The organism is Piscinibacter sp. PDB5-1 (assembly GCF_056676035.1).
Map to the genome: position 1 here is coordinate 629,470 of NZ_JBWVZL010000001.1, position 16,746 is coordinate 646,215.

The 16,746-nt window shown below is 67.4% G+C and carries 13 protein-coding genes and 1 pseudogene; 12 read left to right on the forward strand and 2 right to left on the reverse strand.

The window, feature by feature from the left end:
* Window positions 1-14: 14 nt before the first annotated feature.
* On the reverse strand, window positions 15-2,099 hold the full coding sequence (locus AC1KAT_RS02770) for a M3 family metallopeptidase (RefSeq protein ID WP_480322546.1): 2,085 nt from the start codon (window positions 2,097-2,099) through the stop codon (window positions 15-17).
* A gap of 231 nt (window positions 2,100-2,330) precedes the next feature.
* On the opposite strand from AC1KAT_RS02770, the gene AC1KAT_RS02775 reads away from it, so the two are divergent.
* From AC1KAT_RS02775 to AC1KAT_RS02810, 8 genes and pseudogenes are all read left to right on the forward strand, one after another.
* The gene (locus AC1KAT_RS02775) at window positions 2,331-3,047 is read left to right on the forward strand and encodes a hypothetical protein (protein WP_480322548.1); all 717 of its coding nucleotides are present in this window, start codon (window positions 2,331-2,333) and stop codon (window positions 3,045-3,047) included.
* Window positions 3,044-3,472, forward strand: coding sequence for a hypothetical protein (locus AC1KAT_RS02780; RefSeq protein ID WP_480322549.1), 429 nt, complete (start codon window positions 3,044-3,046; stop codon window positions 3,470-3,472). The genes AC1KAT_RS02775 and AC1KAT_RS02780 overlap by 4 nt, the downstream gene beginning before the upstream one ends.
* A 40-nt stretch (window positions 3,473-3,512) precedes the next feature.
* Entirely contained in the window at window positions 3,513-5,426 is a 1,914-nt protein-coding gene (locus AC1KAT_RS02785; RefSeq protein WP_480322551.1) for a type VI secretion system Vgr family protein, read from the forward strand.
* Between the two features lie 16 nt (window positions 5,427-5,442).
* Window positions 5,443-5,973, forward strand: a complete 531-nt coding sequence (locus AC1KAT_RS02790; protein WP_480322553.1) for a DUF1795 domain-containing protein — start codon at window positions 5,443-5,445, stop codon at window positions 5,971-5,973.
* A 2-nt stretch (window positions 5,974-5,975) separates the two neighbouring features.
* The gene (locus tag AC1KAT_RS02795) at window positions 5,976-10,241 is read left to right on the forward strand and encodes an RHS repeat-associated core domain-containing protein (protein ID WP_480322555.1); all 4,266 of its coding nucleotides are present in this window, start codon (window positions 5,976-5,978) and stop codon (window positions 10,239-10,241) included.
* Window positions 10,238-10,873, forward strand: a complete 636-nt coding sequence (locus tag AC1KAT_RS02800; protein WP_480322557.1) for a hypothetical protein — start codon at window positions 10,238-10,240, stop codon at window positions 10,871-10,873. The genes AC1KAT_RS02795 and AC1KAT_RS02800 overlap by 4 nt, the downstream gene beginning before the upstream one ends.
* Window positions 10,874-10,909: 36 nt before the next feature.
* Window positions 10,910-11,503 (forward strand): annotated as a pseudogene (locus AC1KAT_RS02805) (RHS repeat-associated core domain-containing protein); the annotation flags it as partial.
* Window positions 11,504-11,590: 87 nt separating this feature from the next.
* The gene (locus AC1KAT_RS02810) at window positions 11,591-12,421 is read left to right on the forward strand and encodes an acyl-CoA thioesterase (protein WP_480322559.1); all 831 of its coding nucleotides are present in this window, start codon (window positions 11,591-11,593) and stop codon (window positions 12,419-12,421) included.
* A 34-nt stretch (window positions 12,422-12,455) separates the two neighbouring features.
* Here AC1KAT_RS02810 and AC1KAT_RS02815 read toward each other — a convergent pair whose 3' ends face one another.
* Window positions 12,456-12,800 (reverse strand): hypothetical protein, encoded by a 345-nt coding sequence (locus AC1KAT_RS02815; RefSeq protein WP_480322561.1) that lies wholly within the window; start codon window positions 12,798-12,800, stop codon window positions 12,456-12,458.
* A 116-nt stretch (window positions 12,801-12,916) separates the two neighbouring features.
* Here AC1KAT_RS02815 and AC1KAT_RS02820 point away from each other — a divergent pair, with 116 nt between their 5' ends.
* The 4 genes from AC1KAT_RS02820 (at window position 12,917) to AC1KAT_RS02835 (ending at window position 16,677) form a co-directional block, all read left to right on the forward strand.
* A complete protein-coding gene (locus tag AC1KAT_RS02820; RefSeq protein ID WP_480322563.1) occupies window positions 12,917-13,471 on the forward strand; it encodes a YaeQ family protein in 555 nt (184 codons plus the stop codon).
* A gap of 122 nt (window positions 13,472-13,593) precedes the next feature.
* A complete protein-coding gene (locus tag AC1KAT_RS02825; protein ID WP_480322565.1) occupies window positions 13,594-13,887 on the forward strand; it encodes a GNAT family N-acetyltransferase in 294 nt (97 codons plus the stop codon).
* 66 nt (window positions 13,888-13,953) lie between these two features.
* The gene (locus tag AC1KAT_RS02830; protein ID WP_480322567.1) at window positions 13,954-16,044 is read left to right on the forward strand and encodes a prolyl oligopeptidase family serine peptidase; all 2,091 of its coding nucleotides are present in this window, start codon (window positions 13,954-13,956) and stop codon (window positions 16,042-16,044) included.
* A gap of 21 nt (window positions 16,045-16,065) precedes the next feature.
* On the forward strand, window positions 16,066-16,677 hold the full coding sequence (locus AC1KAT_RS02835) for a DUF924 family protein (RefSeq protein ID WP_480322569.1): 612 nt from the start codon (window positions 16,066-16,068) through the stop codon (window positions 16,675-16,677).
* Window positions 16,678-16,746 lie beyond the last annotated feature (69 nt).

Sequence of the window (16,746 nt, forward strand, 5' to 3'; positions counted from 1 at the left end):
CGGCGGGGCGCCGTTCACGCCTCGGCCAGCAGCCCGCGTTCACGCAGCATGGGCTGCACCTGCGCATCGCGCCCGCGAAACGCGCGGTAGGCCTCGCGCGGCTCGCGGCTGTCGCCCGCCGAGTAGATGTGCTGGCGCAGGCGCTGCGCCACCTCGCGGTTGAACGGGTCGCCGGTTTCGGTGAAAGCGTCGTAACCGTCGGCGTCGAGCACTTCGGCCCACAGGTACACGTAATAGCCCGCCGCGTAGCCGGAGCCTGAGAACAGGTGCTGGAAATGCACCAGCCGGTGGTTCATGCCGATGCCGGGCGGCAGGCCCAGGCGCCGCAGCGTGTCGGCTTCGAAGGCGCAGATGTCGTCCACGCCGTCGGGGCATGCGTGCGCGGCCATGTCCACCAGGGCCGAGGCCGTGTATCGCAGCGTCTCGTAGGCCTGGTTGAAGCGCCGTGCGGCCTGCAGCTTGTCGATCAGCGCATCGGGCATGGGCTCGCCGCTGCGGTGGTGGCGCGCGTGCCGCTTGAGCACCTGCGGCTCGGCCAGCCAGTGCTCGAACAGCTGCGAGGGCAGCTCGACGAAGTCGCGCAGCACGTTGGTGCCGGCCAGACGCTGGTAGGTCACGTCCGACAGCAGCCCGTGCAGCGCATGGCCGAACTCGTGGAAGAGCGTCTGCGCGTCGTCGAAGCTCAGCAAGGTGGGCTCGCCCGGCGCCGCCTTGGCGAAGTTGTTGTTGTTGACGACGATGGGCACGACGCGGCCGGTCGAGCCGTCGCCGGGGTTGCGCGTCTGCTGGCGGTAGGTGCCCATCCACGCGCCGCTGCGCTTGCTGGGGCGCGCGAAGTTGTCGTGCAAGAACACGCCGACCAGCGAGGCGCCCTCGCGCGGGTCGCCGTCGTGCACCTCGTACGCCTTGACGTCGGGGTGGTACAGGGCCACGTCGTCGCGTGCGGTGAAGCGCAGGCCGAACAGGCGCTGCGCGCAGTCGAACAGCGCGGCCACCATGCCGTCGAGCGCGAAGTAGGGCTTCAGCTCGGCTTCGTCGAGGTCGTAGCGGCGCTGGCGCACCTTCTCGGCGTAGTAGCGCCAATCCCAGTCTTCGATGTGCGTGGGCGCGCCGGGCAGCTCGCTCGCCACGTCGAGCAGCAGCGTGCGGTCGCGTTCGACGCAGCGCTTGGCCGGCTCCCACACCTGCAGCAGCAGCTGGTTCACGGCGTGCTGCGAGCCGGCCATGGTGTCGGCCAGCGCGTAGTCGGCATAGCTCGCCTCGCCGTGCAGGCGGGCCTGTTCTTGCCGCAGCTGAAGGATCTCGCGCGCCACGGGGCGGTTGTCGTGCGCCCCGGCATGTTCGCCGCGCGACACCCAGGCGCGCCAGGCCTGCTCGCGCAGGTCGCGCCGGTCAGAGAAGGTCAGGAAGGGCACGATGTGCGAGCGCGACAGCGTGACGACCCAGGCACCGTCGATGCCGCGTTCGCGGGCGGCCTGCCGCGCCGCGTCGCGCGCGAAGGCCGGCAGGCCGGCCAGCTCGGCCTCGTCGCGCAGCACCAGCGGGTTGCCGGCTTCGTCGGCCAGCACGTTCTGCGAGAAGCAGGTCGTCAGCTCGGCCAGGCGTTCGACGATCTGCGCATAGCGTTGCCGCGCGGCAGCGGGCAGGCGCGCGCCGGCCCGCACAAAGTCGAGGTGGGTGCGCTCCAGCAGTCGCAGGTCTTCAGGGCGCAGGCCCAGCGCCTGGCGCTGCGCATGCAGGGCGTCGATGCGACGAAACAGCGGCTCGTTGAGGAACACCGCGTTGCCATGCGCCGCCAGCCGCGGAGCCATCTCACGTTCGACGGCCTGCAGCTCGGGCGAGGTCTCGCTCGACGCGAGGTTCCAGAACACGTTTTCGATGCGCGCGAGCAGCCGCCCGCTGCGGTCGAGCGCAGCCAGCGTGTTGTCGAAGCCCGGCGGCGCCGGGTGGTTGGCGATGGCGTCGATCTCGGCCAGGTGTTCGGCCAGGGCCTGCTCGAAAGCCGGGGCGAAGTGTTCAGCGCGCAGCTGCGCGAAAGGCGGCAGGCCATGGGGGGCGTCCCAGGGCGACAGCAGCGGGTTGCTCGGGACTGGCTTCATCGCGCGCTCCGGGGGCCAAGTGAAATTTCATTCTAGGAGCGCCGTCTGAGCGCAGCCCGCCGCAAGGCTTTGGGCCGCGGCAAGCGCCGGCTCTCACCGATTGAAACACTTGCAAAGTGGGGGGTTAAGCGCATTCGTCACAGGGTGAATCTAGACTGATCAGCTGCCTACCCCTGCGCCTTTGCGCGGCGCAGGCGCACGCCACCGCGCAGGCGATGACGGACAACAACCATGCCCGATTACGTGCTTGGCGATCAGCCCCCCACGCTCACTCCAGACAAAGGTTCCGGTCCCTGGTGCTCGGCCCCGGCGACCTTCGAATACAGCGCCTACAAGCGCGCGATCACCTTGGCGATGGACCTGCAGGCGGTCGAGCTGAAGGTCGGTCCCGAGGCCGTGGCCCACATGCGCCACTACCTGGGCAACTCCGGCCGCGACCTGCAGCTCAACATGGGTGCGCTGATGGCCAAGTCGCACAGGCTGCGCCAGCACCACGACGCCGAACTGCAGCTGGCGCGACGCTTCGCCGAAACGCTGGACCCCGGCCTGCACGCCATCACCTCGGCCAAGACAAGCGGGGGCTATTTCCGGGTGACCGACGAGCCGCACCTCTTCTATGCGATCGGCGGCTACGTGTTCTGGGGACAAGGCAAGGTGCACGTGCAAGCCCACCCCGGCAAGAGCGAGGGCAAGAGCAACAGCAGGCTGCGGCGTTACCGGCTCGACTTCGAATTTCACTTCTTCGACCGCTACAACTGGGACGGCAACAAGACCACGCCACTCACCGACCACCTCAAGGTCAAGGACGACCTGCTGCAAGAGCTGCACCGCCGCTGCTATGCACGCGAGTACGACGTGCGCGGGCTGAGCCGCCAGCAGGTCGAGTGGGAAGCCGAGCTCGGCGTTCGGCCCCCGAAGGGTTCGCCCCTGGACGCCCTCTTCCAATGACCTCTCTCCGCTCAACGAAGCCCCTCGCGCTGGCACTCGCCGCGGGGCTCGCGCTCATCGCCACCGGCTTGCTGTACCTGCACCTGCAGCGCCTCGGCTGGCTGCGCGAGCGCTCGGACCAGCTGGAGCGCCTGGTCGCGGTGAGCTGGGGCGATGGCAAGTACGGCCGGGCGCTCTACGGCGCCTACGTGTACTACGAGCCGCGCGCCGACGGTCAGGTCGATGTGAAGCTGTCGGTGCGCATCGCTCGCGGCGGCCCCGACGGGGCCTACACCCATGCGACGCGCACGCTCGGCACCGCCCAAGACGACCAGGACGCGGTGGCCCGTTGGGGCGCGATCACGTGGTCGGCGCAGGGGCTGCAGGTGGGCAACGGCCCGACCGCGCATGTCTTTGCACGCAGCGAACTCGAAAGCCACCGATGACCCCGTCGCGCCCTGAACAGACACCAGCCAGGACGAACCCATGACCAACATGGCCGATGCCCAAGACGCCCTGCGCGCGCTCTTCGACGCGCCGCAGCACCACCGATTTCTGCGGATCGCTTTTCCGCACGACGACGGCCCCAAGGCCCGCCTGCTGCCCAACAGCCTGACCGGCACCGAAGGCCTGTCACGCGACTTCCACTTCGAGGTCGAGCTGCTGTCCGACGACGCCCGCATCGCGCTCAAAGACATGCAGGGCAAGATGGTCACCATCGAGATGCAGCGCGATGGACAAGACAAGCGCTACTTCAACGGCTACGTGTTCGAGTTTCGGCTCGTGCGCACCGATGGCGGCTTTGCCTTCTACCTGATGGTGCTCAAGCCCTGGCTCACCTACCTGCAGCTGCGGCAGGACAACTACCTCTTCTGCGGCCAGAGCGTGAAGATGCAGACCGAAGAGGTCTTGCGCGACTACGACAGCGTGGCCGACTGGAAGATCAAGATCAAGGGCGCCGACGAGCCCATGCCGCACGCCTGCCAGTTCGACGAGAGCGACTACAACTACCTGCACCGCCGCTGGGAAGAACTCGGCTGGCACTACTGGTGGGAACACCGCGCCGACGGCCACACGCTGATGATCAGCGACGACTCGCTCGACGCCGAGCCCATCGACGGCAGCCCCGAGATCCCTTGGCAGAGCGAGGCCGGCTCGGTCGATGAAGACGGCATCGCCGAGTGGACGCCGGTGCGCCGCATCATGCCCACGCGGGTTGCGTTTTCGAGCTTCGACTACAAGAGCCCGCGCCCGGTGGTCGCCGAGGTGCCCACCGTCAACCAGCAGGGCGACGTGCTCGGCCTGGAGGTCTACGAATACGCTGGCGCCTACGGCTTCAAAGACGCTGCGGCCGGCGACGCGCTGGTGCGCCGGCGCATGGAAGAGATCGAAGCGCGCGGCAAGCACTTCGAGGCCAACGGCTGCGACCGCTATGCCGCGCCGCGCCGCTGGTTTCGGCTGACCGGGCACTTCGACGACGCGCTGCTCGACCCGGGCGCGGCGGCCGACGCGGCGGGCAACAACGAATTTCTGGTGGTCAACGTCAGCCACCGCGCGACGAACAACTACCTTGCCGGCATCCAGTCGAGCTATGCCAACACACTGACCTGCATCCGCCGAAAGATCCCATGGCGGCCGGGCCGGGGCTTCAACAGCCGAACGCCCAAGGTGCACGGCCCGCAGACAGCCATCGTCGTCGGCCCCAAGGGCGAAGAGCTGCACACCGACAAGTACGGCCGCGTGAAGGTGCAATTTCACTGGGACCGCGTCGGCGCCTACGACGAAAAATCGTCGGCGTGGATCCGCGTGTCGTCGGCGTGGACAGGCAACGGCTACGGCTTCGTGGGCATCCCGCGCGTGGGGCAAGAGGTCATCGTGAGCTTTCTCGATGGCAACCCCGACCGGCCGCTCATCACGGGCTGCGTCTACAACGAGAACAACCTGCCGGCCTGGGGTTTCCCGGCGGCGGCGCACCAGACGGGCATCCAGACGCGTTCGACGCCGGGCGGCGGCGGCCACTGCGAGATGGTGATCCACGACCAGGCGGGCAAAGAGCTCATCAACATCTTCTCGCAGAAGGACATGGTCACCACGGTGCTGAACAACCACTCGACCGTGGTGCAAGGGCCGCAGCAGACCATCGCCGTGACCACCGGCATGCAGGCCACGACGGTGAAGAAGGCCATCGAGGTGCAGTCGCAGACCGAGCACATCCGCAACGTCGCGCACACCTCGCTCGAACTCGCCGCCGAGACGCAGTACGTGCACATCAAGGCCAAGACCGACATCGTGCTCGAGGTGGGCGCCAGCAAGATCCACATGAGCCAGGACGGGTCCATCCTCATCGAGGGCGTGCAGGTCACGGTCAAGGGCTCGGGCAAGGTGGACATCAACCCCTGATGAAGCGTTCTGACCGATGAGCACCCCCCAGCAAGCCAGCGCCCGCGTGCACTTTCATGAAGGCAGCATCGAATTGCCCGAAGGCTTCGAAGACCGCACGAGCAACGTCTTCGTGCCCGGCGACACCGAGGCCATGCCCAACCTCAGCATCGCGCGCGACTGGCTGAAGGACGGCGAAGAACTGCCCGCCTACATCGACCGCCAGCTCGCGCTGCTGAAGGGCCGGCTGCCGGGCCACAAGCTGCGCGCGCGCAGCGCCGAGCGGCTGGGCCGCGACGGTGGCTCGGCACTGGCCGGCGAGCGCATCGACGCGTCGTACAAGAACGGCAACCGCACGATCCACCAGCGCCAGGCGGCGTTTCTGGTGGCACCGCGCCGGGCGCTGATCTTCACCGCGTCGAGCCCGCGCGCCTTCACCATCGAGACCGAAACGCTGTGGCGCGAATGGCTCGATGCGTACCGGCCGCCACCGCCTGCCGTGCCCGCAGAGCGCGATGCCGAAGAAGGCGCGACACCTGACGCCGAAGCGGCCAGCGGCGAGGCCTGAGCATGTACGAGGCGGCGCGTCTCTCGGACCCGATCGCGCACACCAGCGCGCTGGCGGGCTTCATCGCCGGGGCGGTGATCGGCATCGCGCTGATCGCTGCGGTGGCCTTCGCCACCTTCACCTGCGGCTTCGGCGTGGCCTTGCTCGCGGGCTTGGTGGCCGGCGTGGGCGCGAGCCTCATCCTGGGCCTGAGCGAGAAGATAGGCAGCATGTTCTCGTCGCCTGCCGGGGCGATCACGCTTGGCTCGCCCAATGTCTTTGTCAACCGCAAGCCGGCGGCGTATGCCACGGCCAGCACCGTGACCTGCGACAAGCACCCGCCGGTGCCGATGGTGGCCGAGGGCTCGTCGAACGTCTTCTACAACAGCCTGCCGGCCGCGCGCAAAGGCGATGCGATCACCTGCGGCGCCAAGATCGACGGCGGCTCGAACAACGTCTTCGTCGGCGGCGGCACCGTGCGCTACCTGCCGGTGGACGACGAGGTGCCCGCGTGGCTGCGCACCACGGTCGATTGGGCTTTCGCACTGGCCGGCCTGGCGGGCGGGCTTGCGGGCCTGGTGCGCGTGGCGGGCGGGCTGTCGCGCGCGGTGCTGCCCTGCGCCGCCAAGTTCATCGGTGGCTTCGTGATCGGCGAGGCCGTGGGCCGCTACGTCGTCGCCCCGACCGTGACCCGCGCCTACGGGGCGCTGGTCGGCCAGCCGGTCGAAGCCACCACGGGCCGCAAATTGCTGCTGGCCGAAGAAGAAACCGACTTCGTGGTGGCAAGCCCCATCCCGGTGGTCATCAGCCGCTTCTACGCGAGCAACCTCACGCGCGAAGGCGCGCTCGGCCCCGGCTGGGTGATGCCCTGGGAGCAGACGCTGCAACGCCGCGACGGGCAGCTGTGGTTCACCGACGCGCAAGGGCGCGAGAGCGGCTTTCCGCTGCTCACGCCCGGGCAGGTCTCGTTCAGCAACACCGAACAGCGGCGTCTCGCCTGCCTGCACGACGGGCGCTACGTGGTGACCGACCTCAACGAGACCTACCTCGACTTCGGCCGGCTCAACGCCGACGCCACCGAGCCCGCGCGCCTGCAGCGCATCGAAGACCAGAGCGGCCAATGGCAAAGCTATGCGTGGACCACACGCGGGCAATTGCAATTGATTCGCACCAGCGGCGGGCAGGTGCTGCGTGCCCATCACATCCATTTGCTGGGGCGACTGACCAGCATCGAATGCATCGAGGGCGGCACGCGCGGCGCACTCGTGAGCTATGGCTACGACACCCTTGGGCGTTTGATCTCGGTGACCGACGCCAACGGCACCGTGGTGCGCCAGTTTGCTTACGACGCGCAGCACCGCATGGTCAGCCACACCAACGCGCTCGGCTTCGAGTGCCGCTACGCGTGGGCCGATGTCGAAGGCCAGTCGCGCGTGCAGGCGTGCGAAACCAGCAGCGGCGAACGCACCGAGTTCGCCTACGACCTGGCCAACCGCAGCACGGTCGCCACCGACGAACTCGGCCGCCGCGCGAGCTGGGTGTACGACGAGCACTTCCAAGTCGTCGAGTGTGTGGACTTCGACGGCGCGAAGTACCGCACCAAGTACAACGCGGGCGGCCTGCCGGTGGAGCTGCGCCTGCCCGGCGCCCGCACGGTGAAGCTCGCCTACGACGAAGCCGGCCGCATCGTCGAAGAGACCGACCCGCTCGGCCGCAGCACCAAGACGCGCTACCAGGGCGACGGCCTGCGCGTGGCCGAAGTCACCACGCCTGACGGTGCCCGCTGGTTGGCCGACTACGACCTGCAAGGCCGACTGCTCAAGACCACCGACCCACTGGGCCGCACGGAGCGTTTCGAGTACGCCGAAGGCCTGACACCGTGGCCGCTGGCGCACATCGACGCACGCGGCGGCCGTCGCGAGATGCACTGGCACCGGCGCGGCCTGCTGCTCGCCAGCACCGACTGCTCGGGCAAGACCACGCACTACACGTATGACGCCGACGGCCAGCTCGTCGCCATCGAAAACGCCCTCGGCGAGCGCGTGCGCTACCAGCGCCGCCGCACCGGCGAGCCGGTGCTCATTGAGCGCCCCGACGGCAGCACCGAGACCATCGCCTACGACGACGCCGGCCTGCCCGTCGAAGTGCAGAGCACGGGCAACGCCCCACGTCGATGGGTGCGCAACGCACGCGGGCAGGTGCTGCACGCCATCGACCCGGCGCAGCGCACCCTGCACTACCACTACGACCCACGCGGCCGCCTGGTCGCGCTGGCCAGCGACAACGGTGCGACCTACCGCTTCAGCCACGATGCGGGCGACCGCCTCGTGCACGAGACGCGGCCCGACGGCGTGCAGCGCCACCTGGCCTACAACGCGGCCGGCGAGCTCGTCAGCATCCGCACCCTGGGCAGCGCACCTGCCGGCGAGGCGCCGCCCGAGCGCATCACCACGTTCGAGCGCGACAAGGCCGGCCGGCTTCTCGCACGCGCGAGCGACACCGCACTGACCACCTTCACGTGGGACGCAGCCGACCGCCTGACGCAAGCCCAGCGCGTGCCCAGCGACGCAGGCGCGGCCCTCGGCGTCACACCCGACACCCTGGCCTTCGACTACGACAAGGCCGGCCGCCTGCTGGCCGAGCACGGCGCCAACGGCAGCGTGCACTACGAGCTGGACGAACTCGACCAGCTGCGCGGCCTGGCCCTGCCCCACGGCCAGCGGCTCGACTGGCTGAGCTACGGCAGCGGCCACGTCCACCAGATTCGCAGCGGCACGCGCGTCATCAGCGACATCGAGCGCGACGATCTGCACCGCGAGGTCATGCGCACACAAGGCGGCCTGAGCCAGCGCACCGCCTACGACGCGCTGGGCCGCAAGATGTGGCAGTCGGCCGGCATGCCGCAAGGCCCGCTCGGCCCCGGCCAGGGCCGCCTGTGGCGCACCTGGCGCTACAGCCCGCAGGGCGAGCTGGCCCAGCAGGCCGACAACGTGCGCGGCGAGATCGACTACCGGTACGACCCCGCCGGCCAACTGCTCACGCAGACCCGCCAGCTCGACGGCAGCCGAGAACAATTCGCCTGGGACGCCGCCGGCAACCTGCTCGACGACATCCAGCGCAAGAGCCAGGGCCAGGTGCAGGACAACCGCCTGCGCATGTGGCAAGACCTGCGCTTCGACTACGACCCCTGGGGCAACCTCGCCACCAAGCGCAAGGGCTCGCAGCAGACGCAGCACTTCGTCTTCGACGCCGAGGACCGGCTCATGGCCGTCAAGACCGAGAGCGGCCGCGGGACGGTCGAGACGCGTTTTCAGTACGACGCGCTCGGCCGGCGCATCGCCAAGACCGATGTGCAGCAAGGCGTGCAAGACGCCACCCCGTTTGAAGAGACACGCCGCTTTGTCTGGCAAGGCCTGCGCATGGTGCAAGAGCTGCGCGCAGGCGGCGTCAGCAGCTATGTCTACAGCCCTGACGCGGCCTACACGCCCCTCGCCCGCATCGACGCGGTGATCGGCGAGGCCCTGGCCGCATCGGCCATCGAGACCGCGCAACGCAGCTCACGCGTCTATCACTTCCACACCGACCTCGTCGGCGCCCCACTCGAAGCCACCGACGAACACGGCGAACTCGCCTGGGCCGGCCGCTACGGCGCGTGGGGCAAGGTCGAACGCGGCGAAGACATCGCCCTCGACGCCCGCATCGACCAGCCCCTGCGCTACCCCGGCCAGTACGCCGACGACTCCACCGGCCTGCACTACAACACCTTCCGCTACTACGACCCCGATGTCGGCCGATTCATCAACCACGACCCCATCGGGTTGATGGGTGGGGAGAATCTTTATGCGTATGCGCCGAATGCGACGGGGTGGAGCGATCCGTTGGGGTGGTGCTCAACGGCCTTGGGCAAGAACATGGGGGCACGCACGGGCGATGGGATGGCAAACCATCACCTGATTCCTGAGGAACTGTTGAAGCACCCAAGGTACGCCAGCATGTTCCAGCGATTGAAGAGCATGGGATTTGACGGTGATGGGGCCTCCAACGGAATCTTCTTGCCTGGAAGCCAAAAACTTGCTCAACAAACCGGCATGCCAGGACACTGGAGCAACCACTCTCAGTACACCTCCGCAGTCCAGAAAGAACTGGACAAGCTAGCGACGCTGTTTGGCAGGGGGCAATTGAGTGACACGCAACTGGCCCTTGGGGTTGGTCGAATTCAGAACATGGCTAGAGAAGGCCTTGAGGCCGGCAAGTACGCGATCGATGCCATATCCGGAAGACTTCTATGACGCAGCAACAGGACTTTTATCTCATCGATTACGACTGGGAGAGCTGGAGCCTCCCCCCTTATCTCAGCGGCGAATTCAATCACCCTGACTTCGAATGGAATGTTCTCGATGCCAATTCACTTTGCGATGTCGAGATCAAAAGAAACTACGAATTTTCAGTGAATGACAAAGCTGTCAAAAAGATCGAGTTTGACTTCTACGACCCCAAGTCACCTGTCGTTTCGAGAAGTTTTCTTGACCTTTGCCGAGACTTGTCGGTCAAGCACAGAGCTGTCCCGCTACGAATTACGATCGTCGGCGGAAAGGTCACCGACGACTTCTCTTTTTTCTTGCCTTGCCAAAGTGCTGCCCTGCTGAACCGTGATCAGTCCGAATTCTGCGAAGAGAAAGTTGTGGAGACAGGTGCCACGATGATGGACAAGTTCTTCCCCGAGACCCCTGTCTACAGTTGGATAAAGAGTTTTAGCGTCATTCCCAACGAATTCCATCTGTTTCATTGCGTTGAACTGGCTGGTTTGGTAGCAAGCGCAGAATTTCGCAAGATGAGCTTGTCTCGACAACTAAAAGGACTGAAATTCATCCCCATCGACAGTGACTTTGTTTACGACCCGTGGGGCGACATCTCTAACTAACCGTAGCCGAAGTCCGCGAGACTCCGCTCGCTCAAAGAGACGCGCCGCTTTGTCTGGCAAGGCCTGCGCATGGTGCAAGAGCTGCGTGCAGGCGGCGTCAGCAGCTATGTCTACAGCCCTGACGAGGCCTACACGCCCCTCGCCCGCATCGACGCGGTGATCGGCGAGGCCCTGGCCGCATCGGCCATCGAGACCGCGCAACGCAGCTCACGCGTCTATCACTTCCACACCGACCTCGTCGGCGCCCCACTCGAAGCCACCGACGAACACGGCGAACTCGCCTGGGCCGGCCGCTACGGCGCGTGAGGCAAGGTCGAACGCGGCGAAGACATCGCCCTCGACGCCCGCATCGACCAGCCCCTGCGCTACCCCGGCCAGTACGCCGACGACTCCACCGGCCTGCACTACAACACCTTCCGCTACTACGACCCCGACGTCGGCCGCTTCATCAACCACGATCCGATCGGGTTGATGGGTGGGGAGAATCTTTATGCGTATGCGCCGAATGCGACGGGGTGGAGCGATCCGTTGGGATGGTGCGCCGTTGCGCTGGGCAAGAACATGGAGGCAGCGGGTGCCCCCGGACCAGCAAACACGGCGCCCCATCACATCGCGGGGGACACATCAGACCGGCCTCCCCCGTGACTCGCCGTATTGCCAAAACCAATCGTTAGCAAATTTGGGTAATCTGCGCCCTTCCAGTCTTCTGTTTCGCCCATGCCCACCTTCCAGCCCCTGGCCCAGTTGCTGGCCGAACGCCGCATTGACGGCAGCACCGTGCACTTCGCGATCACCGACGATTGGCTGCAGGGCCGGACGACATTTGGCGGGGTGATCTCGACCCTCGCGGTGCAGGCCATGCGCGACGTGGCGGCGGCACAGTGGCCGGGCACGGTCAGCCTGCGGTCGCTGCAGACGAGCTTCATCGGCCCGGTTGCCGAGGGCGATGTCGAGGTGGCGGTGAACACGCTGCGCGAAGGCAAGAACGTGCGGCAGGTGCAGGCCACGGTGCGGCAAGCCGGTCAGTTGGCGGCCACGCTGCTGGGGGTGTTCGGCAGCGACCGAGAATCGGTGCTGACGCCCATCGAGCCGGTGCGCCCAGCGGTGGCGCGCAGCCCCGAAGCGGGCTTGCAGCTGCCCTTCATGCGCGGGCTGGCCCCCAACTTTCTGCAGCACATCGATTCGAGCTGGTCCGAAGGGGGCTTGCCGTACAGCAACGGCTCGATGTCGCACAGCCGCATCTGGCTGCGAATGAACCGCGAGCCGGCCGACACCCCAGTGACGCCCGAGTTGCTGACGGTGCTGCTGGCCGACGTGCCGCCCACCCCGATGCTGAGCCAGTTGGCCAAGCCGACGCCCGCCAGTTCAGTGTCTTGGGACTTGCAACTGCGCCCGCTGCATGAAACGCTGGACGCCAAGGGCTGGTGGCGCGCCGACACCGATGCCCTGGCCGCATCGGCGGGCTACGTGAACCAGGTGACGCGGCTGTGGTCGCCGAGCGGGCAGTTGGCCGCGCTGGGCTACCAGGTGGTGACGGTGTACGCCTGAGGTCTGCGCCTGAGCAGTCACCGACACCCCGCCCTCAAGCCTTCGGTTCAGCCGGCGTCTTGCGCGCCGCAGCCTTCTTCGCGGGGCTCTTCGGAACCACGGCCTTCTCGGCAAGGGCCTTCTCGACCAGCTCGGCCATCAGGCCGTTGAGCCCGCCTTCATGCTGGGCGGCGCGCTCTTGCAGTTGCTTGGTCAGCGTCAGCGGCAGCTTGCAGGCGAAGGGCACGAGGCCGGCCGCAGCATCGAGCTTGCGCTGCTCGCGCTTGTCGATCGCCGTCGCGGCACCACTGCCGAAGCGGTTCGGCACACCAGCGGCCTTCATCTGCCCGTTGATCTTGAGGGCGAGGTTCTTGGCGAGGTCGAATTTCTTGAGGGACATGGGGCGGGGCTCGGCGGCGTGAAACGGAGCGTGATTTTCGCTCGCGGGCGGGAAGCTGCGAAAAGCGCGGCCAACGCCTGTGCTCCAATCCTTGGCTTTGCCACCCTGACCCCACCATGGCGCTCAAAGCCACCATCTACAAGGCGAACGTGCAGCTCGCCGACATGGACCGCAACGTCTATGGCGACCACAGCGTGACGATTGCACGCCACCCGTCAGAGACCGATGAGCGCCTCATGATCCGGCTGCTGGCGTTTGCGCTCAACGTGCCGGCCGACGACAAGAACGGCACGCTCGAATTCGCCAAGAGCCTGTGGGACACGGACGAGCCCGACCTCTGGCACAAAGACCTCACCGGCCAGATCATGCATTGGATCGACGTGGGCCAGCCCGACGACAAACGCATGATGAAGGCGAGCCCGCGCGCCGAGCGCGTCACGGTCTACACCTACACCGCGAGTTCGCCGATCTGGTGGAACGGCCTGCAGACCAAGATCACCCGCGCCCGCAACCTCGACGTGTGGCTGATCGAGGCCGAGCAGAGCCAGGCGCTCGCCGCCCTCACGCAGCGCACGATGCAACTGCAGGTGACCGTGCAGGACGGCACCGTGTGGGTGGGCGACGGGCAACGCTCGGTCGAGGTCACGCCCCGCAAGCTGTACCCGGCCTGATCGCCCTCACGGATCGCCACGCCCCCTGGACCGAAGCCCAGGCACGCCGCATGCCTTAGGGACAGTCGGCCTCAGGCGATTGGTTCAGAATCGCTCGCCAACAAGAACTGCAAAGGGTTGGCATGGCAGCAAAAGAGATTCAGGTTGAGCACAACATCTCGAAGCAGCGCTTCGAATGCACGGTGGATGGCTTGTTGAGCGTGGCCGACTACCAGCTCTCGAACGGGGTGTTGCTGATCGTGCACACCCGCGTGCCCGATGCCTTGCAAGGCCGGGGCATCGCGTCGGCCCTGATCGCGGCAGTGCTCGACCATGCGCAGTCCGAGGGCTTGAAAGTGGACCCCTTGTGTTCGTTCGCGCGGGCCTACCTTCAGGGCCACCCCGATACCCACGACACCCACGCGCGCGCCGCCTGAGCCCCGGCGGGCTCTGCGGCGCGACTGCCGGTTGGCGGCGGTCTCGCGCTTCACCTTGCGAACTTGATGAGCGACACCACGACCTCCCCCGCCCCCACCGGCACTGACGCCGACCCGCACCTGTGGCTCGAAGACGTGCTGGGCGATGCAGCCCTCGCCTGGGTGCGCGAGCGCAACGCCATCACCGAAGCCGAGCTGAAGGCGCGCCCCGAGTACGCGCCGATCCGCGCGGCCATGCTCGACGTGCTGAACGCGCAAGACCGCATTCCCAACATCGCACGGCGCGGCGACTGGCTCTACAACTTCTGGCAAGACGACCAGCACAAGCGCGGCCTGTGGCGGCGCACGACGCTGGCGCAATATCGCCACCCCGAGCCCGACTGGGAAACTGTGCTCGACCTCGACGCCCTGGCCGAAGCCGAAGGCGAGAACTGGACCTGGGGCGGTGCCATCGTGCTCGGCCCCGAGTACCGGCACGCGCTGCTGGCGTTGTCGCGCGGCGGCGCCGACGCCAAGGTGATGCGCGAGTTCGACTGCGTTGAAAAGCGCTTCATCGAAGGCGGCTTCTTCTTGCCCGAAGCCAAGACCGATGTCGAATGGATCGACGCCGACACGCTGTACGTGGGCACCGATTTCGGCCCCGGCTCGATGACCGACTCGGGCTACCCGCGTGTGCTCAAGCGCTGGCGTCGCGGCACCCCGCTGGCCGAGGCGGTGACGGTGTTCGAAGGCCAGGCCGAAGACGTGTCGGTCGGCGTGTCGGTGGACATGACGCCCGGCTACGAGCGCACGCTGTTCAGCCGCGCGACCGACTTCTACAACAACGAGGTCTTCCTGCTGCAAGGCAGCGGCGGCGGCGAGCGGCTGGTCAAGCTCGACATCCCGAGCGACGCCTCGCCCAGCTTCTTTCGCGACACGATGCTGTTGCACCTGCGCAGCGACCTGCCGCTCGGCGACACCACCTGGCCCAGCGGCGCGCTGCTCGCCACCGACGCCGAGGCCTGGATGCGTGGCGAGCGTCATGCCACGGCCGTCTTCACGCCCACGCCGACACGCTCGCTCGACGGCTACAGCTTCACACGCGACCACGTGCTGCTCAACGTGATGGACAACGTCGCCAACAAGCTCGAACTCTGCCGCAAGACACCCAGCGGTTTCAGCTGCCGCGCGGTGCAGGCGCCCCTTCCCGGCAGCCTCGGCGCGAGCGGCTTGCACGACCCGCTGCTGGCCGACGACCCGCTGGCCGAGCACTACCTGCTCAGCTACACCGACTTCATCACGCCCGACTCGCTGGCCTTGGCGACCACCGCCAGCGACGAGCGCGAGCTGCTCAAGACCCGCCGGGGCCAGTTCGACGCCAGCGGCATGCGCACCGAGCAGCACTTCGCCACGTCGAAAGACGGCACCCGCGTGCCCTACTTCGTGGTGTGGCCGAAAGACGCCGTGGCCGATGGCCGCAACCCGACCATGCTCTACGGCTATGGCGGCTTCGAGATCGCGCTCAACCCCTGGTACTCGGGCGGCTTCGGCCGTGCGTGGTACGAGCGTGGCGGCGTGCTCGTGGTGGCCAACATCCGCGGCGGCGGCGAGTACGGCCCCACCTGGCACCAGGCCGCCGTCAAGGCACACAAGCAACGCAGCTACGACGATTTCATCGCCGTGGCCGAAGACCTCATCGCACGCCGCATCACCTCGCCGCGCCACCTGGGCGTCATCGGCGGCAGCAACGGCGGGCTGCTCGTGGGCGCCCTGCTCACGCAGCGCCCCGACCTGGTCAACGCCGTCGTGTGCCAGGTGCCGCTGCTCGACATGCGCCGCTACCACACGCTGCTCGCCGGGGCCTCGTGGATGGCCGAGTACGGCGACCCCGACGTGCCCGACGAGTGGGACGTGATCCGCCGCTACAGCCCGTACCACAACCTGCGTGCCGGCGTGCGCTATCCCAAGGTGCTGCTGACCACATCGACCCGCGACGACCGCGTGCACCCCGCGCATGCGCGCAAGATGGCCGCCCGGCTGCTCGAACAAGGCCACCCGGTGCTGTACTACGAAAACACCGAAGGCGGCCACGCCGGGGCGGCCGACAACGAACAGCGCGCGCACCTGCAGGCGCTCGAATTCGCCTACCTGTGGCAGCAGCTCGGCCGCGAGGCCTGACCTTCAGACAAACACCGACCCATGACCAGTCTCGAAGCTAACCCGGCCCCGCTGCCCACCGATGCCCAGGCCGTGCTCGACTTCTGGTTCGGCGCGCCCGGCGACCCGCAGCACGGGCAGTTCCGCGACCTGTGGTTCGTCAAGAGCGCCGACACCGACCGCGCCATTGCCGACCGCTTCGGCGACCTGGTCGAACTGGCGCTGCGCGAGCAACTCAACGACTGGGACGCCACGCCGCGCGGCACGCTCGCGCTGATCGTGCTGCTCGACCAGTTCACCCGCAACAGCTTTCGGGACACGCCGCGCGCCTTCTCGGGCGACCCGCTCGCGCTGGCTCTGGCGCAAGGGCTCGTGGCCAGCGGGCACGACGCACAGCTCAGCCCCTTTGAACGCGCCTTCGCCTACCTGCCCTTCGAGCACGCCGAAGACGCCGGCCTGCAAGACGAATCAGTGCGGCTCTTCGACGTGCTCACCGCCGAAGCCCCGGCGCTGGCCGGCATGCTTGACTACGCGCTGCGCCACCGCGACGTGATCCGCCGCTTCGGTCGCTTTCCTCACCGCAACGAGGTGCTGGGGCGCGCGTCCACCGCCGAAGAGCTGGCCTTTCTGCGCGAGCCTGGCTCCCGCTTCTGAGACCCGGGCGCGGCCCACGCCGCGCGGGCCCATCGCTTGAACTGGGCGGGGTTTACCCGCTTTCACCCA